A 19868-nucleotide genomic window follows, 5' to 3' on the forward strand; every position below is an offset into this window, starting at 1 on the left:
GTCCAAACCCCGAGCGGCACCCGGGCGTGGGAGACCCGGCCGCGGCCACGGAGCGTGATTTGATGACGCCCGATGCTCATCTGTTTCGGGATCGCCGCGTTCTGGTTCCTGGTCTTCGGGGTCAGCTTCCTGCGCGACCGGCGGCTGTTCAAGAACGGGATCTTCCTGGTCCTCACGCTGATGTTCGCCGGCCTGGGCGTGATCCTCGCGGTCGAGACGATCAGCCAGGAGGCCGCGCGGGTACTGGTGCTGCTGATCCTGGCCGCGATCCCGCTGGCGATCTTCGTCCTCGCGGTGTTCCTGGTGATCAACGGCGTGACGATGCTGCGCCGCGAACGCCGCCGGTTGTCGAACCTGCTGTCCCTGCTGGTCGGTCTCGGGATCATCGGGTTCGTCGTCTTCAGCGTCCTGGTGCAGAAGATCGGCTGGGAACCACTCGCGATCGTCCGCTGGGCACTGCTCGGCGTACTGACGTACATCTCGTTCTTGTTCCTGTGTTTCCTGGTGTACGCGTTCGTGTACAGCCGGGTGCGCTCTTCGCGGAAGGTCGACTTCGTCGTCGTCCTCGGATCGGGACTGATCGGTTCCCGGGTACCGCCGCTGCTGGCCAGCCGGCTCGATCGCGCGAAGCAGGTGTACGAGCGCGCGCTTCGGAAGGGGCGTTCGCCGCGGCTGATCACGTCCGGCGGTCAGGGCCCGGGCGAGGACCTGCCGGAATCGCATGCGATGGCCGCGTACCTGGTCGATCGCGGAGTGGCCGACGATCAGATCCTTCGTGAGGACAAGTCGACGACCACCTGGGAGAACCTGACTTTCAGCCGCGATCTGATGGCCGGGTTGCGCCCGCAGTACCGGTGCCTGATCGTGACGAACAACTTCCATGCGTTCCGGGCCGCGATGACCGCCCGGAAGGCGAAGGCCAACGGCCAGGTGATCGGCTCCCCCACCGCCGCGTACTACTGGCCGACGGCAACAATCCGCGAGTTCGTGGCGATTCTGGTCAGCCACCCGTACCTGAACGGCGGCATCTGCCTGCTGATTGTGGTCGGCGCGGTGCTTTCGTACCTGTAGATGTCGGCAGCTCGACAGTACGTATATGTCCACTGCGGGTAGGTGCGTGGCTGCGTACGCCTGGGGTTGGGGCGCGGTGGCGGACACCTCCTGTCGAGCTGCCGGTCTAGCGGAGCATGAGGAAGGCGGCGGTGAGGCCGGCCAGGACGATCAGGGCGCGGAGCAGGGTGGCGGGGAGGCGGCGGCCGATGTGGGCGCCGGCGTAGCCGCCGATGAGGGAGCCGGCCGCCAGGAGTCCGGCGGCGGTCAGGTTCAGGTCGGCGATGAAGATGAAGATGACGCTGGCAACGAGGTTCGCGGCGAAGAGGGCGATGGTTTTGAGGCCGTTGACGATGCGGAGGTCCAGATCCAGACCGACCGCTAGTACAGCCATCATCATCACGCCGGCGCCGGCGCCGAAGTACCCGCCGTACACGCCGGTCAGGGTGGTGAAGACGGTGGTTGCTGGGGACAACGACCTGCGATTGTGGGGCGGGTGGTTGGGGCGGGCGCGGAGGTGGCGGGAGATGAGGGGCTGGATGCCGACGATCAGGCAGGTGAAGAGGATCAGCCAGGGGGCGGCTGAGGCGAAGACCTTGGAGGGCAGGGCGAGTAGCAGGATCGCGCCGCCGATTGCACCGAGGGCGCAGAGCAGGACGACGGTGATGGTTTGCGCGCGGGGGATCTCGCGGAGTTCGCGGCGGTAACCGAACGTACCGCTGAGTGCGCCGGGTAGTAGGCCGAGGGTGTTGGAGGCGTTCGCGACCACCGGTGGGATGCCGAGGGCGATCAGGACCGGGAAACTCAGCAGTGAGGCGACGCCCACAGTCGACGTAAGAATCCCCGCACCCAGCCCAGCCCCGACAACAGCCAACTGCTCCGCACCCGTCACGCGCACCTCACCTGTCCACTCGCCATCCCCCGATTCTCAATCACACCCTCCCAAACCGGTTTGGGGCGCCCAACGGCCCGCTCCGGTGGTACAACGCTCCCCACTCCACGTACATAACCTCCCCAAACCGGTTTGGGGAGGCGCCCAACGGCTTCAGTGGGTAGGTGCTGGGGAGTCAGTGGTGGCGGGGTTGGACAACCACCACCTGCCCTTCGCCAAGGACACCCTGCTCCGACAGGCTGATCAACCGGACGGGGGGGGTCAGTGGTGGCGGGGTTGGATTAGGTTTGATTCGTAGGCGGCTATGACCAGCTGGGCTCGGTCGCGGGCCTGGAGTTTGGCCAGTAGGTGGCTGATGTGGGATTTCACCGTGCCGTTGCCGACGTGCAGATGCGCGCAGATCTCCTGGTTCGACAACCCGCGCGCGATCAGCGTCAGCACCTCCCGCTCGCGGTCGGTCACCCCCTCCAGCCCGGACAACGGCGCCTGCCCGGGCTCGGCCATCCGCGCGAATTCGGCGATCAACCGCCGCGTAACCGACGGCGCAAGCAGCGCCTCCCCGGACGCGACCACCCGGATCGCCTGCAACAGCTCCGCCGGCGGAACGTCCTTCAGCAAAAACCCACTCGCCCCAGCGCGCAACGCCGAGTACACCGCGTCGTCCAGATCGAACATCGTCAGGATCAGCACCCGCGCCGGGCTACCTTCCGCGATCAGCTGCCGCGTCGCCTCGATCCCGTCCATCCGCGGCATCCGGACATCCATCAGTACGACATCCGGCCGCTCCCGCCGCGCCAGCTCGACGGCCTCGGCGCCATCGGCCGCCTCACCGACAGTCGTCAGCCCGGGCGTGGTGTCGATCAGTACGCGGAAACTGCCCCGCAACAGTGCCTGGTCATCCGCGACCAGCACCTTGATGTCGTTCACGCGCTCCCCCGGTGGTACGGAAGCCGGACAAGTACCTCGAAACCGCCGCCGGCGCGTGGCCCGGCGCGGTACGTCCCGTCGTACACGCTGACTCGCTCGCGGATTCCGATCAGGCCATGTCCTTCGCCGGCGATTCCACCGACTCCGTCGTCGATCACGCTGACGTCCACCGCGTTCGCTTCGCCGCGGACGACGACCCTGCACTGTCGAGCTTGGGCGTGTTTTGTCACGTTGGTGAGGCACTCCTGGACGATGCGATGGACGGTCAGTTCGACGGCTTCGGGGAGTGGCTCGGGTACGTCGACGGTGAGCTCGACGCGTACGCCCGTCGACTCGACCCGCGCGGCCAGGTCCGGGAGTGCGGCCAGGCCGGCGGGTGGGGCGAGGTCGGTCGGTTCGTCGGACGTACGCAGCAGGCCGAGCATGTGGCGGAGCTCGACCAGCGCGTCGCGACTGGTGGATTCGATCACTGACAGCGCGTCGGACACCTCCTCCGGGCGTACGGCGAGGACGTGGTTCGCGACGCCTGCTTTGACCGCGATCAATCCCATGCTGTGGGCAACGATGTCGTGCAGTTCGCGGGCGATCCGCAGCCGTTCCTCCGCTACTGCTCGCTCGGCCAGCGCTTGCGCGGCGCGGGCCGCGGCGGCTCGGCGGTCGCGGACGACCTGGCCGACGACCCAGGCGCCGTACATGGCCGCGATTCCGCTCAGTACGAGCGTGACGCCGAACTGCCCTGCTGGGGCGCCGGCCATGAAGGCGAGAAGGAGTACAACGAAACCGACGCCGCCGGCCAGACTGACCAACCGGCGGCTCGACACCGGGCGCGGCGCCGCGCGGGTCAGGGCGACGATGTAGAGGACATAGGAGGCGGCGAGGAGCGGATCACGCAAGGCCTTGACGCTGACGGCAACCACCGATATGACCGCCACGACCGCAAGCGCCGGCACCGGCCAGATCCGCCGCAGCGCCATCGGCACCGCAAACCCAGCCGCGACCAACACACTCCACACCCGCCCGGCCGACGCGGCGGCGATCCCGACAAGCAGCGCGTACCCAACCGCGACCACCACATCCGCGACAACCAACTGCCGCCGGGTCAGCCCAAACTCCCCACCTTCCGTCACATCCTGAACCTATCCGAGCCGACCACCCACCGCCTCGGCCTGCGGTCCGTCAGCCCGAGGGCCGAGGTGCTTGCGGGCGATTCCCCGGCGGGCGGGTTCAGTACCTGACTCAGCGGACCTTAACGCTCGCGGCCGGGCTCTTCTGGGTGTTGCGGCCGTCGCTGACCACCACGTGGTACGACAGCGTCTGACCACTCGTCAGGCCCGCGTCGGTCACGGACGTGACGGCCGGCTTGGTCCAGGAGTTCGACGTGCGGGTGTACGTACCGATGCGCGTGCTGCCGCGGTACACCAGGTACGTCAGCGAAATGTTGTCCCGGTCAAGCACCGTCGGGAAGGCGATCGTCACCTTGTTCGGACGGGCGCTCGCCACCTTCGGCGCCGCCGGACGTGCCGGGGCGGCACCACCAGGGACGTTGGTGAACCGCGTCAGCCCCTCCTGCGCAACTCCGTTGACCTGGGTGAAGTCGCCACCCGCCCAAAGATCGTTGCCCCCGGACGCGAACGCCAGCGGGCCGACCAGCGTCTCTCCGCCCGCGTCGGTGTTCGGGAACCACGGGCCGAGCTTGCCGGTGAGCGCGCTGTACACGAGCAGATGATGCATCCCGGTCTTGTCCGGGAACTCACCGTCCTGGCTGCAGTCATGCGCATGCGAACCCTTGTACAGCCAGTTCCCGATCGCCTTGATCGCCTCAGTCGCTCCGAGGCAGTGGCTCTGCCAGATCAGCTTGCCGGTCTTCGCATTGGCAGCGAGGACACCGTCGTAGCAGCCGATCCCGGCACCTGCGTTGGCCACGAACACCTTGTCCCCTTGGACTTCCAGATCCTTCACCCTGCTGTCGCAGTCCGGCGTCACCTCCGGGATCGCCGCGGCGGCAGGCATTGCGTACGCGGTACCGGTGCTCGGGTTGACCATCGCGAGGGCGTGGTCGTCGCGTCCGCCGATTTGCTCGAACCGGCCGCCGACGAACACCCGCGTACCGTCGGTGGACGTTTCCAGCGCATACACGTCGTCATCGGCGTCCGGATTCCAGGGCAGCAATGCACCCGTACCCGAACTGACCGCGGCGACCCGGTTGCGGGCCACCTTGTCCACCGAGCGGAACGAACCGCCCAGGTACACGGTGCTGCTGGTGACCTTCAGCGCCGCGACCCGGTAGTTGACCACCGGGTCCCAGCCGGCCACAAGCTTGCCGGAGGCAACATCGAACATCGCGATCTTGGACCGCGGCACCCCGTCCACGACGGTGAAGTCGCCACCGATCACCACCCGCTTGCCGTCCGGCGAGGTGGCCACGCTCCACACCGGCCCGTTCACCTGCGGCGCGAACTTGGTCGGTACGCCGGTGGTCCGGTTGAAGACCGCGAAGTACTTCCGCGGCGCGTCACCGACACCGCGCGCGTTCCCCGGCGGCCGCACCCGGGTGAACAACCCACCGGCGAAGACCAGGTCCCCACTGACGGCGAGCGTGTTCACACTGGCGTTGGTCTGCCAAGCCTTCGACTGCACCGACGACACCGCCGACCCGAACCCGCGCGGCTCACTGCGCGCCGCCTGCTCAGCTCCGGTAGCGGCCTGCACCCGCGGCCCAGCCGGCACCAACGCCGCCACCAGCACCACCAACCCGGTACCGGCAGCCAGAACAGCCTTCTTCATGAGCAAACCCCCAGGGCCCGCTCCGACGGAAGCTACCGGCCCACAACTCGGTGACAATCTGCCGTCAAACAGTAACTGTCGGCATCCATGCCGCCGTAACCGGGCCGCCGCGCAAGCTTCGCGCAAGGCCGGCGCAAGGACCCGTTCCTACCGTGGGCGCGCCGCGGTGCCCGCCACGGCACAGTCCTCCGGTGCGTGTCCGTCGCGCGCCCCGCGCCACCTGTGAGGTCCCGATGTTCGGTCCCCCGGCCCGATGGCTTTCCCCGGCTTACTGGATCACCTCGCTGCTGCTGGCGATGGCTCTGGTCGCCACCGTCGCCGTCCCCGCCCGGGCCGGTGACGAACCACCGGACGGCGACCTGCAGTTGCCCGAGTGCCCGGCCTTCAACGGCGATCCGTCCGCCGCTGACGAGCTGGAGGCGTACAAACTCGCGCTCGCCTGCGGCGTCAACGTCGAGGTCATGTCACTGCGTGACGTCGACCGGCAGGCGTACGCGACACCGGCCGGCCTGCTCGATACCCAGATCGCGGTCGAGCCGTACTGGGTGCGGAACGCGACCGGCGCCTGGGTCGACCTCGACCCGAGCTTCGTCGCCCGGCCGGACGGTTCCGCCCAAGCGGCGGCGACGGTGATCCGGATCGAGACCGGCGCCGGCGGGACCGCGCCGTTCGTGACCGCGACCGACCCGGACGGCGGCGCACTCTCCCTGACCTGGCCGAAAGGCCCGTTGCCCAAGCCGGTGCTGAACGGTGCGGTGACGACGTACCCGAACGTGCTGCCCGATGTCGACCTGGCTGTCCAGGCCGAGGCTGTCGGCTTCTCCTGGGTGCTGGTCGTCAAGACCGCGGAGGCGGCGAAGAACCCGGAGCTGGCAACGATCCGGGTCGGGATCAGTACGACCGGGCTGACCGTCGCGGAGGACACTGGGTCCGGCCGCATCGACGTACTGGACGCGAGCGGCAACGTCGTCTTCGAAGCCGGCCAGGGCATCATGTGGGACTCCTCGACGGCCGGCGCCGCGCGCAGCCCGCGCCAGACCGCGTCCGGCGCTGATCCCGGCCGGATCGGCGAGGTCGACGTCCGGAAGACCGAGACGGGTCTCGCGTTGATCCCCGACCCGAAGATGCTCGCCGACCAAGGCCTGACCTTTCCGCTCCACATCGACCCGCCGTTCACCTCCACTCGCAAAGCCTGGGCGAACGTGTTCCAGGGGCGGGCGAGCACCGGCTGGACCGGCGACACCAGCTGGCCGCGATCCGGCGGCATGCGCGTCGGCCGTGACACCTGGAGCACCTGCGGCGACGGCTGCGGTCTGTGGCGATCGGTGATCAAGCTCGACATCGGGAAGCTGAACGGCAAGTACATCGCCTCGGCGAGCGTCAACATGCTCCAGACCCACACCGGTGGCTGCGCGAACCAAGGCCTGCAGCTGTGGCGTACCGCGGAGATCTCGAACGGAACTTCCTGGAACGGCGTCGACTGGCTCTACGGCGATCCGCTGCAATCCAAGTCGGTCCCTTCGTCGAACACCACCGGCTGCTCGGGCAAGTCGGACGAGTGGGTCGAGTTCGACGGCGCGAACGTGAAGAAGCGCGTCCAGTCGGCGGCCGACCACAAGTACGACGCGATCAGCTTCGGCCTGCGGTCGTCCGACGAGGGCTCCCGGGACGCGTGGCGGCGACTCAAGACCTCCACGGTGAAGCTGCACGTCACCTACTACATCTATCCGCCGCACCCGGACCGGCTGACGGTCGACGGCGCCGGCTGTGACCCCACCGAATCCGGTTCGCCCTGGGTCAACGAGCGGTACCCGGTCTTCTCCGCGCGGGCCCGGTCGTCGGAGTCCGAATCGGTGTACCTGAGGTTCCGGGTCCGCAAGGTGGCCGAGGAAACCAACTTCTTCTGGTACCGCACACCGGCTCCGATTGCCGCTGGTACGACGCACGCCAAAAGGACCACTACCGCGTTGCCCGATGGCCCGTACAAGTGGCAGGCGCGGAGCGACTCACGCCAGACCGAAGCAGTGAACTCCGGCTATACCGGCTATTGCTACTTCAAGGTGGACGCGACGACCCCGACCGTACCGGTGGTGACCGGCCCGACGGGGGCCATCACCGAAGGCACGACCGTCAGCCTGCCGATCTCGGCCACCGACCCGTTGGTGAACGGTTCCCGGTCCGGCCTGAACCGCTTCGAGTACTCGTGGAACACCGACACCTTCGATCAGCAGCTCGCGTCGACCGGTACGGCGACGATCAAACGCCAGGCGGTCGCGGCCGGGCGGCACGTCCTGTACGTCCGCGCGGTCGACAACGCCGGAAACAAGTCGGCCCACAAGGTGTTCACCTTCTTCGCCGGCCGGAACATCCCGGCCACCTCGATGGCCGCCTGGCGGCTGGGTGGGGATCTCGTCGACGACACCGCGCATGGCAAGGACCTGAGCGTTCGTACCGGCACGCCCACCTTCGCCGCCGACCCCGGTGACGCGGCCAACACCGCGCTGCGGTTCGGCGGCAAGGACTGCCTCAGCGGACCGACCGCCATTCGTACCGACGCGGCCTTCACCGTCGCACTGTCGGTCCGGATGGACGCGGTCAGCGGCACCGGGTACTCGAAGGTGCTTGCCCAGGGCAACGCGAGCCACTCGATGTTCCAGATCCAGCACAACAGTACGGACAACCGGTGGTCGTTCTCCCTTGTGGACGCGCCGGGCGACACGTACGGCTGGAAGAGCGTCAGCGTCGCCAACCCGGTCGCGCTCGGGAAGTGGTTGCGGATCGTCGCGACGTACGACCCGGACGCCGGGCTGTCGCGGCTGTACTTCAACGGAACGCAGGTCGGTGAGCTCCCGGTCGGCTTCACGCCCTGGAACGCGACCAGCTTCTTCAGCCTCGGCTGCCTGCCGACCGCGAGCGGCGGCGCCGCGCACGGGTTCACCGGCGCGGTGGACAACGCCGGGCTCTGGCAAGGCCTGCTGACCGCGGCCGAGATCAAGGCCGGCGCGGTGCTCCCGGCCGGCGAGATCGCGCGCTGGGAACTGCGCGGCGACGGCGCCGACGGCAGCGGCTTCGATCGGGGGCTCACCCTGCCGGCTTCGGCCGAGCAGGACTTCGACCCCTTCGGCCGGCCGGACGGTGCGCTGGTCCTGGACGGGCAGTCCTGCGCGACCACAAGTACGCCGATCACCCCGTCCGACGCGCCGTTCGGTATCGGGGCGTGGGTCAAGCCGGCCCGGCTGGCCGGCGGGCGTCAGGTCCTGTTCTCCCAGTCCGGCTCCGCCGGCGCCGGCTTCGCGATGATGATCACCGCCGACGGCAAGTGGGAGCTGGGCTCGGTGTCCCAGCTCGGGACGGCGTCCATGGCTCCGCGCTCCGTCGGCACCTACACCCCGCCGAAGCTCGGCTGGCAGTACGTCGAGTTCCAGTACCGCGGCGACGGCCAGTGGGTGGTCAGCGTCGACGGCGGCCTCGGCCAGACCTGGACCCGCGGCATCCCCTCGCCCGCGAACGCGCCGTTCAAGGTCGGCTGCCTCGACACCGGCGAGGGGCCGAAGGACAGCTTCGAGGGCATGCTCCACGATGTCCGGGTCTGGCGTGGCCTCAAACCGGTGACTTCACCGCGGACCCAGCCACCGGCCGAGCTCGCGTCCTGGTGGGCGCTGGAGGAGAGCGGAGCCGACGATTCCGGTAACGGCCGGGACCTCAGCTTCAGCGCCAAACCCCGGTTCAACGACGGCTGGTGGGACAACCCGGACAGCGCGCTCGAGCTCACCGGTTCGAGCCATGCGGCGACTTCCACGCCGGTTGTTGCCACCGACGCGTCGTTCACCGTAGGTGTCTGGGTCCGGCTCGACTCACTCGGCGCCGACCAGACCATCTTGTCGGCGGCCGGCGCGAACACGACCGGGTTCGCGCTGCGCTTCAACGCGAGCGAGCAACGGTTCGAATTCGGGATGGCATCGCAGGACGCCGGCAGCGAGGTCACCTACGGCTGGGCGCGTGGCGGCCCGGCGCCGGTAGCCGGCACTTGGTACTTCCTGGTCGGCAGCTTCGACCTGCGGACCAAGGCGACGCGCCTGTACGTCGACGGAGCGCACGTCGCCGGCGGGACCGGGCCGTCCCGTCCGTGGAAGGCCGCAGGACCCTTTGTGCTCGGAGCGGCCGCCACCACCAGCGGTACGCCGTCGGGCCACCTGACCGGCCGGATCGACGACGTTGTTGCCTGGCGCAACGTCGTCTCGTCCAGGGCCGTGGCGAACATGTTCGGCACCAACGAGAAGGCAGTGAGCTAGCGATGCGGAATCGCAGCGGTCACAAACGTCGCACAGCCGGAGCCGGCGTCGTCGCCGTCTCGATGATCCTGTCCATGCTCGTGCACGCATCGGCCCCGGCGTTCGCCGGCTTCGAGCGCAACCCACAGGCGTACTCGTCGACTCCGGTCGAGGGCGTCGCCGGCGCCGATTCGGCCTTCCGGGACGCTGCGGCGAACTGGTCCGGACGTCCCGCCGACGCGGGCGGCGACGCCGACGACGGAGACTGGTCCGCCACCGATCTGGCCGCGGCCGGCTCGTGGGCACAGGGTGGTTCGTCCGGAGCGTTCTCCTACACGTACGACCTGCGGCTGCCGCCCGCCGCCGGACCGGTGCCGTCGGTCGGACTGGCCTACTCGTCCGCCGAGCACGACGGCCGCACGTCCGGCACCAACAACCAGGCGTCCGTGGTGGGCGACGGCTGGTCGTCCGCACCGAGCTTCATCGAGCGGACGTACATCGCTTGCACCGACGACAAGGGCGGCAACCAGGGCACCGCGCCGACCGGTGACCGCTGCTGGGACGGTGACTCGCCGGCACTGACGATCACCCTCGACGGCGTCAGTACGGCACTCGTCCTCGACGACGCCACCGGGCAGTGGAAGGCCGCCGACGACGTCAACTGGCGAATTCAGCACTCCGGTTCGCGGGCCACGGCGAGCGGCGCGAGTACGGAAACCTGGACGATCACGACCACCGACGGCACCAAGCATGTCTTCGGCTCCGCCGCCGCGTCCCGCTGGACGACGCCGGTGTACGGCAACCACTCCGGCGAAGCTTGCTTCAAGACCGGCGATTTCAAGGCGTCGCGCTGCGATCAGGCGTATCGCTGGATGCTCGACAAGTCCATCGACGTCCACGGGAACTTCGCCCGGTACACCTATCAGACCGAGACCGGCCGGTACTCGCCCGCGACCGACCCGGACACGCAGGCCACGTACGTCCGCGACGGCTGGCTGAAGACCGTCGAGTACGGGCTGCGAACGGACGCGGCCGCGCTCCGGACGGCCAAGGTGGAATTCGCGATGGGCGATCGCTGCCTGGCCGACTGCCGCGAAGCGAACGGTGATCCGAAGCGGACGAAGTGGCCGGACACACCGTGGGACCTGGACTGCAAGGCGGGTACGAAGTGCGAGCAGTACTCCCCCGCGTTCTTCGCCACCAAACGCCTGACCGGCGTGACCACCTACGTTGCGAACGGCAACGATTACACGCCAGTGGACTCCTGGGCGCTCACGCACGAGTTCAAGGACTACGGCGACAAAGAACAGGTCGTCCTTTGGTTGTCCTCCGTGCAGCACACCGGGCGGGTCGGTGGCACCGCGTCGGCACCGCCGATGGAGTTCGGGGGCACGTTCTTGCCCAACCGGGTCGACAACGGCGAGGCGTTCCCGGGGATCTGGCGGCCACGGCTGACGTCGATCAAGAACGAGACCGGCGGTGTCACGACGATCAACTACACCGAGCCGGATTGTAAGGCCGGGGACCTGCCGGCCGGGCCGGCCCAGAACGACCGGCGCTGCTTTCCCGCCCGCTACACCCCCGAAGGGCTGACCGAGCCCGTCGACGTCTACTTCCACAAGTACGTCGTCCGTTCGATCGCCGAGTCGGACGCGACCGGTGGCGGCGACACCGTGTGGAAGTTCTACGAGTACTCGACCACCGGCGGCGGTACGAATGCCCTGTGGGCCTGGAACGATGCCGAGTACGTGTTGAAGAAGAACCGGGACTGGAACCAGTGGCGCGGCTACGCCCAGGTCGTCACGCTGACCGGTGACCCGGCCGATCCAGGACCACAGTTGCGATCCCAGGCCCGGTACTACCGCGGGCTGGACGGCGACCGGCTGCCGAATGGCCAGAAACGCTCGGTCGCTGTCACCGACTCGGCCGGCAACACCGCGCCGGATCATCGCGCCCTCGCCGGGGCGGAGTGGGAGACGGCATCTTTCGACAACACGACCCTGATCGGCACCGAGACGACCTGGTACTGGACGTCGCGGACCGCGAAGCGCAGCTACGACGGCGGATCGATCGAGGCGTGGCTGACCGGGGATCGGCGCACCGACACCCGGACGTTGCTGGCGGCCTCGACCTGGCGGACCGCGCGCACGGAGACCGGCTACGACGATCACGGCCGGGAGGTGCGGGTGGACCAGCAGGGCGACATCAGCCGCGGCGGCGACGAACGTTGTGTCCGGACGACGTACGCGGACAACACCGCTGCCTGGCTGCTGGAGTCCATCTCGACGGTCGAGTCGGTATCGGTCGGCTGCACGGCGACGGTCAATCGGCCGACCGACGTGATCGGCGCCCTGCGGGCCTACTACGACGGCAGCACGTCGCTCGGCGCGGCGCCGGCCAAGGGCCTGATGACCCGGTCGGACGCGCTGGAGAGCTGGGACGGCGGCGCGGTGTACAAGCCGATCGGGTCGTCCACCTTCGACGCTCTGGGTCGGCAGGTCACGGCGACCGATGCCCTTGGCAACAAGACCACCACCGCGTACACACCCGCCGGCGGTGGGCCGGTCACCTCGGTCGTCAGCACCAACGCTCTTGGGCACGCGACGACCACGAAACTGGCCCCCGCCTGGGGTATCGCGGTCGAGACGGCGGACCCGAACGCCCGCCGTACGGTCGCCGCGTACGACCCGTTCGGCCGCCGTACCGCGGTCTGGCTGCCCGGCCGGGATGCGGCCACGGAGAGCGCGAGCCAGAAGTTCACCTACCAGATCTCACCGACCGCCCCGGCCACGGTGAAGGCGGAACGGATGATTCACGACGGCTCGTACCTGACCAGCGTCACGCTGTACGACTCGCTGCTGCGCGAACGGCAGGTCCAGGCGCAGACAAATGGCGGCCGGCTGGTCTCGCAAACGGTCTACGACTCGTACGGGCGGGAGCGGTACACGTCCGGCCCGGTGTACAACAACGACTCCGGACCGAACGGCAAGCTCGTACGCGTCAGCCGAACGAACGATTTGTCCCGGACCGAGTTCGGGTATGACGGCGCCGGGCGCGTCACGGACGAGGTGTTCGTGGTCAAGGACAAGGAGAAGTGGCGTACGTCGTACCGTTTCGGCGGCGATGCCACGAACTGGCGGACCACCGTGATCGCGCCGGAGGGCGGCACGAGCCGATCCACGCTCGACGACGCGCTGGGCCGGACGGTCGAGCTTCGGCAGTACCACGATCGCAACGCGACCGGAGGGTTCGACTCAACCAAGTACGCGTACGCTCCGAGCGGTCAGCTTCGCCAGGTCACCGACCCGGCGCAGAACAAGTGGACCTACGAGTACGACCTGCGCGGGCGGCGCACCGCGTTGCACGATCCGGACACCGGTACGTCGACCACGGCGTACAACCCGGGCGGACAGGTCACGGCGACAACGAATGCGAAGCGCGAGACGCTGACCTACCGGTACGACGCGTTGGGTAGGCCAACCAAGGTACTGAACGGCGCCACGACCCTCGTCGATCGCGGGTACGACACCGCGGAGTACGGAATCGGGATGCCGGCGACCGCCACCCGCTGGGTCGACGGTCAAGCGTGGACGACCGAGACCCGCAAGTACACGGCGGAAGGGCAGCCGAAGCAGGTGTACACCACGTTGCCGAGCGCCGCCGGGCCGTTGGCCGGTTCCTACTGGGAGGCGTACACGTACAACGAGGACGGTTCGTTGCACACGTACGGCGCGAAGGGCGCCGGCGGTCTGGCCTCCGAGGTGATGACGCAGTCGTATGACGCGATGGGCCGTCCCGGCCGGGTGACCGCGTGGGGCGACGACTTCGGCTTCGGCAAGGTCTATGTCGACGAAGCGACGTACTCGCCGTACGGGCAACTGCTGCAACGCAAGCTCGGGGATCCCACCGACGCCGCCGGCACCTCGGGACAGGTCTGGCAGACGTGGGTGTACGAGGAGGGCACCCGCCGGCTCTCGGAGTTCTACTTCGACAAGGACACCGCGGGTGAGTTCGACGGGACCAACTACGGGGTCGCGGCGCTGTCCTACCGGTACGACGCCTCCGGAAACGTACTGTCCATCGCCGACGACCCGGTCCACACGTCGAAGGAGCTCGATCCGGAACTGCAGTGCTTCCGGTACGACTCGCTGCAACGGCTGACCGCCGCATGGGCTCAAGCGGGCGCTTCCGATGCCTGCGCGACCGAACCGGCGGTCGGCGGACCGGGCGCGTATGGGTCGACGTACCAGTACGACGCCATCGGCAACCGGAAGGGCGAGACGCAATGGACGCCCAAGGGGCAGGTGACGAAGGCATACTCGTACGACGGGCAGGACGGCGCCGGGCCGCACCAGCTGACCGGGGTGACCTCGACCGGTGGTGCATCGACCGCGTTCACGTACGACCAAGCCGGATTCACCACGGGCATCGACCGCGGTGGCCAGGCCGACGTACTGAACTGGAATCCGGCCGGGCGGCTGGACACGATCAAGTCGAACGGCGGCACGTCGAAGTTCGTTGACAACGCCGACGGGCAACGCATCCTGCGCGCCGACGCCAACGGTGATCTGACCGCGTGGGTCGCGGGGTACGAACTGACGTACACCAAGGCGACCGGGAAGGTCGAAGCCACTCGCTACTACAAGCATGGCGCCGAGATGGTCGGCGTCCGGAACGGGCGGGGCGACATCCAGTGGCTCAGCGGCGATCATCATGGGACGAACCAATGGATCGTCAACGGGAACACGCTGACCGTGTCGGTACGCCGGCGTGACCCGTTCGGGAACCCGCGCGGTCCGGTTCCGGCGAGCTGGCCGGACGACCGTGGCTTCGTCGGCGGGATCGAGAACAGCGCGGTCCAGCTGACGACCGTCGGTGCCCGTGAGTACGACACGGTGACCGGGCGGTTCGTCTCGGCCGACCCGTTGATGGATCTGACCGATCCACAGCAGCTCAACGGGTACGCGTACGCGAACAACTCGCCGGTGACGACGTCCGACGCGAGCGGACTGAAGAGCGTCCGGAAGGGGCCAAGAGCACCGGCACCGGCGAAGCGGCCGAAGAAGCAGTCGAAGAGCGCCGGCGGGCAACGCGGCGGCAAACAAAAGAACACCTCGGCCGCCGCCCGCCAAGGCAACAACGGCCCAGCCCGCCGCGGCCCCAGCAACGAGGCGCAACCCCCAAGAATCCCCAAGGGCATCCCCGACCGCCCCGAAAACCCCAAACAACCAGGCAACCGCATCACCAAGGCCGGCGGAGTCGGCGTGGGCGTCTCGATCCCCGACCACCCGGAGTTCTGGGCCTGGAGCGACGCGGTGTGGACCGCGAATCGTGCCGTCTGTACCGCGTTGAGCTCGTCGGCGGCGTGTTTGCTCGGATCGACGGACGATCCACCGGGCGGCTACGGAGTCTGCGGCGGCGTGAGCGCGGCGGCCGTCGTGATGGTGGGCGCCAGCATGTGCGCGGTCTACACCAGGGATGACGGCATGGTGTTCTCCACCGCCACGCAGAAGGGGTTCAGCTCGAATGTCGGCGCCGGCGTCAACGTCGGTCCGATGCTGACCGAGTCCAGCTCTGCCGACGCGATCGGTGGCACTGGCAAGGGCGGGAGTGTCGAGTCCGGCATCTGGGACTTCCTCGGGCTCGGGAACACCGTGGTCGTAGCGGACGGGTCAGGCGACAAGACCGTCAATCCGTATCTCAGCGCCGGCGTCGGCCTGCTTCCGGTCAGCTTCACAGGCTTCGAGGAATCCGCTCAGGCCTGGACCTTCGACGAGATCGGCGATTGGGGCATCCTCGACCCCTCCTGGCTGGGCACCGGCGGTTCCCCCTGGGGATGACCTCCGGGCACCTGGCGTCGAGCTTGCGCGGCGTTTATTAGTCGGCTAAGTTTTTTAGGTAGCCGACTAAACAATACGTGGAGGACAGGTCATGGAGTTGGGGTTTGAGGGTGTGGCGGTGTTGGTGACGGGTGGGTCGTCGGGGATCGGGCGGGCGGCCGCGATTGCCTACGGGCGGGAGGGGGCGCGGGTCGCGATCACCTACAACTCGCGGCAGGACGCGGCCGACGCGGTCGTGAAGGAGATCGAGGCGGCGGGTGGCGAGGGGTACGCGGTGCCGATGGATCTCGGGGCGCCGGAGACGATCGCGGCTGCGGCGCGGGCGGTGATCGAGCGCTGGGGTGGCCTGGACGTGGTGGTCGCGAACGCGGTCAGCTGGGGCACGCTCGGGTTCGACGACCGGCCGGAGAAGATCGAGGACTCCAAGCCGGAGTGGTGGACCCAGATCCTGCGGGCGAATCTGGAGGGCAACTACCACCTGGTCCAGCAGGTCGCGCCGGCGCTGCGGCGCTCGGAGCAGGGCCGGCTGGTGCTGATCTCGACCGACCTCGCGGAGCGTGGCATGGCCGGCTCCTGGGCGTACGGGGCGGCCAAGGCCGGACTGCACGGCCTGGCGGCGAGCCTGCAGTGCGATCTGGGCGCGGACGGTGTCCTGGTCAACGTCGTACTGCCCGGCATCACGCTCGAGAACGGCGAGCACCGGGCGATCCCGCGGCCCGCGCTGGACCAGATCGCTGCCAAGTTCGCCGCCCGGCACCTGCCGGAGACGACCGAGCTGGCCGACGCGATCCTGTTCCTGACCTCGCCGCGGACGAAGGCGATCCAGGGTCAGCTGCTGCGTGTCAACGGGGGCGACCTGCTGCTGGGGTGATCACAATGCGCGACTGCGGTGGCTGACGCCGGTACGGTGGCCTCAGGGAGCAGCAACTCCGGATGAAGGGCGTCGCGATGGCTCGGGCACTGATCGTGGTGGATGTGCAGAACGACTTCTGCGAGGGCGGAAGCCTGCCCGTCGCCGGAGGAGCCGACGTCGCGTTCCGGATCGGCGAGCTGCTGCACCGGTGGCACGAGGCGGACCCGGACGAGCGCCAGTACGCGTACGTGGTGGCGACCCGGGATCATCACATCGACCCGGGTGACCACTTCTCCAAGGAGCCCGACTTCGTCCACTCCTGGCCGCCGCACTGCGTGGCCGGTACCGACGGGGTCAGCTTCCACCCGAACCTGGACCCGCAGCCGTTCGACGCCATCTTCGACAAGGGCGAGTACGCGGCCGCGTACTCGGGATTCGAAGGCAAGTCGCACGAAGGCGGTCAGGCCCTGGCCGACTGGCTGCGCGGCAGGGGCGTCACCGACGTCGACGTCTGCGGGATCGCCACCGACTACTGCGTCCGCGCCACCGCCTTCGACGCCCACCAGGCCGGTTTCGGCACCACAGTCATCACCCACCTCACCGCCGGCGTCGCCCCGGCCAGCACCGAACAGACCCTGGTGGACCTCCGCAACGCCGGCATCATGCTGGTCTGACTCCACAAGGTCCGGTGACCGGTTCGGTCCCTACCGTTCTGTCATGACCGAGCGGGCGAGCGCACTGCGAGCGGTGGTGTTCGGCGGACTGGCGATCGGTGCCGGGGTCGCGCTGCCGACCGGGATCATCACGACGGTGGTCGCGGACCGGCAGTGCCTGCCTGACGAGGATTGCCTGTCGCTGGTCGCGGGTTTCTGGGTCGGACTCCTTGGCGGCGGGATCGGGCTGGTGATCGCGATGGTGATCCTCGCGCGCCGGCGCCGCCTCGGCGTCATGATCGGCCTCGGCACCGGGCTGGGTACGCTGCTGGTCCTGATCGCTGCTGTCGGCGCCTTGCTGATGGAGCTCGTGGAGCCGTTCGTGCTCCTGGCAGCACTCGGGTGGGCGGCCGCCGCGGTCGTGATCCGCTGCCGCCGGCGTACCGCTGACGGGTGGAGCTGGTCGCGGCCGTCACTCGGCCTCGTTCTCATGGCGGTAGGCATCGTGGCGCTCGGCGCGCTGCCCGCCCTGCTCAAGCTCAACAACGTGCGATCGGAGCAGCAGCGGATCGAGGCTGTGATGGCACGTCCGCTGCAGAGCGACAGTACCTGGCCGTTCGCGGTGCGTCCCCGGGACGCGGGCTTCGAGTACGACGTGCTGGAACCTGTACCGAACGGCAGCCAGCTCGTCCGCTTCACCGTCACGCTTCGCAACCTCACGCCGGGACAGGCACCGTGCGGCGGCTTCACCGACTGGAACGGCAGGCCGGTCAAGGTGACCGAATGTACGAAAGCCGGCCCCGCCATCTGGCGAGGCACCGACTCCCGCGGCGAGATCAGGTACTTCGTCCACGACGGTGATCGTCAGTGGGCCCATGTCCGGACCGAATTGCTCGGCGAGGCAGACGCTCGGCGCGAGCGTGACGCCCGCGCCGAGCAGTTCGCCAGGTCGCTCCGGCCGCGCTCCGCGTTCCCGCTGGCGGCGGATACGGCCGGCTGCCGGTTCTGCGAGTGGCTGCCGCGCTGACCGCTACTTCTTCTTGCCAGGGGCCGAGACGAAGAGGATCGCGTGGTCCAGCCTGAGCAGGGTGCCGTCGCGGACGATCCAGTTCGCGGGCACCTCGTCGCGGGAGTCGGTGTAGTTCGGCCTGACGTTCACCCGGTACTCGGCGCTCACGCCGTGGTCCGCGAGCAGCTTCTTCACCGCGCCGACCGTCATGCCGTGGTACTTCACGCCGGCCAGCGGTTCGCCGCGGTCTCCCAGGTCACCCGAGGACCCCAGCTTCTCCCCCGGCTTGGCGGCGCGACCGATGTAGAGGTCCGCCTGACCTTTGTACGACAGCGGGATGGTGAATTCCGGGACGCACGGCGTGGTCCTCTCCTCCAGGCAGTTGGCCGGCTCGAAGGTGGTCTTGATCGAGTCCGCGTCCGCGCTGAACACCCCGGCAGGGTTGGTTCCGACCAGCGACGGCGAGACCGGCAACAGCCGGAGCTTGATGTCGAGTCCGTGGTCCTTGAACTCCTTGTTGAAGCGGGCCGAGTCCGCCTCCGGGTCGAGGATCTTCACCTTCATCACGTTGCCCTCGGTGACGAAGGACAGCGCCGGGCCGAGGGCCTCTTGCTTCGTACCGCCCGGGCGCTCGATCAGGGTGACGGCCGCGCCGGCGACCAGCGCGCCGACGGCGAGCACCGGCACCAGCCGCCAAGCGAGCGACCGCCGGGCGAACGGCCGTCGGGCGAACGGCCGTCGGGCGAACGGCCGTCGGGCGAACGGCCCTCGGCCGGCCTTGGCGACATTCGCGGTACCGACCACCCGGGCGGTCGGGGTAACCGGGGAGTGGCCGATCCGGGTCCGCAGCTCCTCCCGGGACTCCGCGCTGACCGCGGCGGCCGGGTCGTCGTTCGCGATCGGGTCCAGGCGCCTGATCAGGTCGAGGTTGTCGGGCTTGCTCATCGGTTCTCTCCTCGGACAGGCGCCGGCTGCTCACCGGTCACAGCAGGGTTCACAGCAGGGTTCACTGCAGCGTTCTCAGGGTGGTGGTTCATCAGCCGATCCAGGCGACGGCGGGCGCGGTGCAGACGGACGGCCGCGGTACCGCGAGTGCAGCCGAGCGCGGCGGCGAGCTGGGTGGTGTCGAGACCTTCCCAGGCAACCAGCGACAGCAGCTCCCGGTCGGCGTCCGTCAGCTGGCGGAAGACGTCCGCGGCATGCCGGAGCTCCAGCGCGATCTCGGCCTCGGCCGGGACCGTCCGGAGGTCGTCGCGGAGCCGGTCGGCCAGTCCGTGCCGGCGGACCTCTCCGCGGCGGTGATTCGCCAGTACGCGCCTGGCGACCCCGTACAGCCAGGGCAGCGGTTCAGCGCCTGGTACCGCGTCCATCCGCCGCCAGGCGACCAGGAAGGTCTCGGCGACCAGATCGGCCGCGTCGGCGCGAATGTCGAGCCGCCGGACGAAGTACCGCAGCACGTCGTCGTGATGGCGGCGGAACAGGGTGTCGAACCCGTTCGGCCCGGGATCCGGCGGCCCACCAACCACACGTGCCGCCTCCCCCGACCCCGGCCCGGGTGTCGTCTGTATGAGCGTCATACCTCGTCTCTG

Annotated in this window: 12 protein-coding genes; 6 read left to right on the plus strand and 6 right to left on the minus strand. The window is 68.8% G+C overall.

Going from position 1 to position 19868, the window contains the following annotated elements:
- The first annotated feature begins 72 nt into the window (after window positions 1–72).
- Window positions 73–1071 carry a YdcF family protein gene (locus ABD260_RS26800; protein ID WP_344237630.1) on the plus strand — a complete coding sequence of 333 codons (999 nt, stop codon included), beginning with the start codon at window positions 73–75 and terminating at the stop codon, window positions 1069–1071.
- 106 nt (window positions 1072–1177) lie between these two features.
- On the opposite strand, the gene ABD260_RS26805 is transcribed toward ABD260_RS26800, so the two are convergent.
- The 4 genes from ABD260_RS26805 to ABD260_RS26820 form a co-directional block, all read right to left on the minus strand.
- Complete coding sequence (locus ABD260_RS26805; protein ID WP_344237632.1) at window positions 1178–1942, minus strand: sulfite exporter TauE/SafE family protein; 765 nt, start codon at window positions 1940–1942, stop codon at window positions 1178–1180.
- A gap of 261 nt (window positions 1943–2203) precedes the next feature.
- A complete protein-coding gene (locus ABD260_RS26810) occupies window positions 2204–2869 on the minus strand; it encodes a response regulator (RefSeq protein WP_344237634.1) in 666 nt (221 codons plus the stop codon).
- On the minus strand, window positions 2866–3996 hold the full coding sequence (locus ABD260_RS26815) for a sensor histidine kinase (protein WP_344237636.1): 1131 nt from the start codon (window positions 3994–3996) through the stop codon (window positions 2866–2868). Before ABD260_RS26815 ends, ABD260_RS26810 begins: the two co-directional genes overlap by 4 nt.
- Before the next feature lie 109 nt (window positions 3997–4105).
- Window positions 4106–5653: a WD40 repeat domain-containing protein gene (locus ABD260_RS26820; protein WP_344237638.1), complete on the minus strand. Its 1548-nt coding sequence runs from the start codon at window positions 5651–5653 to the stop codon at window positions 4106–4108.
- A gap of 191 nt (window positions 5654–5844) precedes the next feature.
- On the opposite strand from ABD260_RS26820, the gene ABD260_RS26825 reads away from it, so the two are divergent.
- From ABD260_RS26825 to ABD260_RS26845, 5 genes are all read left to right on the plus strand, one after another.
- Window positions 5845–9945, plus strand: a complete 4101-nt coding sequence (locus tag ABD260_RS26825) for a LamG-like jellyroll fold domain-containing protein (RefSeq protein ID WP_344237640.1) — start codon at window positions 5845–5847, stop codon at window positions 9943–9945.
- A 2-nt stretch (window positions 9946–9947) separates the two neighbouring features.
- On the plus strand, window positions 9948–15764 hold the full coding sequence (locus ABD260_RS26830; protein WP_344237642.1) for an RHS repeat domain-containing protein: 5817 nt from the start codon (window positions 9948–9950) through the stop codon (window positions 15762–15764).
- Between the two features lie 91 nt (window positions 15765–15855).
- Window positions 15856–16635: an SDR family NAD(P)-dependent oxidoreductase gene (locus ABD260_RS26835; RefSeq protein WP_344237644.1), complete on the plus strand. Its 780-nt coding sequence runs from the start codon at window positions 15856–15858 to the stop codon at window positions 16633–16635.
- 77 nt (window positions 16636–16712) lie between these two features.
- The gene (locus ABD260_RS26840; protein WP_344237793.1) at window positions 16713–17291 is read left to right on the plus strand and encodes an isochorismatase family protein; all 579 of its coding nucleotides are present in this window, start codon (window positions 16713–16715) and stop codon (window positions 17289–17291) included.
- Between the two features lie 43 nt (window positions 17292–17334).
- On the plus strand, window positions 17335–18297 hold the full coding sequence (locus ABD260_RS26845) for a hypothetical protein (RefSeq protein WP_344237646.1): 963 nt from the start codon (window positions 17335–17337) through the stop codon (window positions 18295–18297).
- Window positions 18298–18300: 3 nt separating this feature from the next.
- Here ABD260_RS26845 and ABD260_RS26850 read toward each other — a convergent pair whose 3' ends face one another.
- Both ABD260_RS26850 and ABD260_RS26855 read right to left on the minus strand, forming a co-directional pair.
- On the minus strand, window positions 18301–19224 hold the full coding sequence (locus ABD260_RS26850; protein ID WP_344237648.1) for a hypothetical protein: 924 nt from the start codon (window positions 19222–19224) through the stop codon (window positions 18301–18303).
- The gene (locus tag ABD260_RS26855; protein WP_344237650.1) at window positions 19221–19856 is read right to left on the minus strand and encodes an RNA polymerase sigma factor; all 636 of its coding nucleotides are present in this window, start codon (window positions 19854–19856) and stop codon (window positions 19221–19223) included. The genes ABD260_RS26850 and ABD260_RS26855 overlap by 4 nt, the downstream gene beginning before the upstream one ends.
- Between the last annotated feature and the right edge of the window lie 12 nt (window positions 19857–19868).

Source organism: Kribbella hippodromi, assembly GCF_039531045.1.
Lineage (GTDB): Bacteria > Actinomycetota > Actinomycetes > Propionibacteriales > Kribbellaceae > Kribbella > Kribbella hippodromi.

Bases quoted from the DNA above. Each gene is read 5' to 3' on its own strand.
- ABD260_RS26800 (WP_344237630.1), top strand. From the start codon at position 73: ATGCTCATCTGTTTCGGGATCGCCGCGTTCTGGTTCCTGGTCTTCGGG.
- ABD260_RS26820 (WP_344237638.1), bottom strand. From the start codon at position 5,653: ATGAAGAAGGCTGTTCTGGCTGCCGGTACCGGGTTGGTGGTGCTGGTG.
- ABD260_RS26830 (WP_344237642.1), top strand. From the start codon at position 9,948: ATGCGGAATCGCAGCGGTCACAAACGTCGCACAGCCGGAGCCGGCGTC.
- ABD260_RS26835 (WP_344237644.1), top strand. From the start codon at position 15,856: ATGGAGTTGGGGTTTGAGGGTGTGGCGGTGTTGGTGACGGGTGGGTCG.
- ABD260_RS26840 (WP_344237793.1), top strand. From the start codon at position 16,713: ATGGCTCGGGCACTGATCGTGGTGGATGTGCAGAACGACTTCTGCGAG.
- ABD260_RS26845 (WP_344237646.1), top strand. From the start codon at position 17,335: ATGACCGAGCGGGCGAGCGCACTGCGAGCGGTGGTGTTCGGCGGACTG.
- ABD260_RS26850 (WP_344237648.1), bottom strand. From the start codon at position 19,224: ATGAGCAAGCCCGACAACCTCGACCTGATCAGGCGCCTGGACCCGATC.
- ABD260_RS26855 (WP_344237650.1), bottom strand. From the start codon at position 19,856: ATGACGCTCATACAGACGACACCCGGGCCGGGGTCGGGGGAGGCGGCA.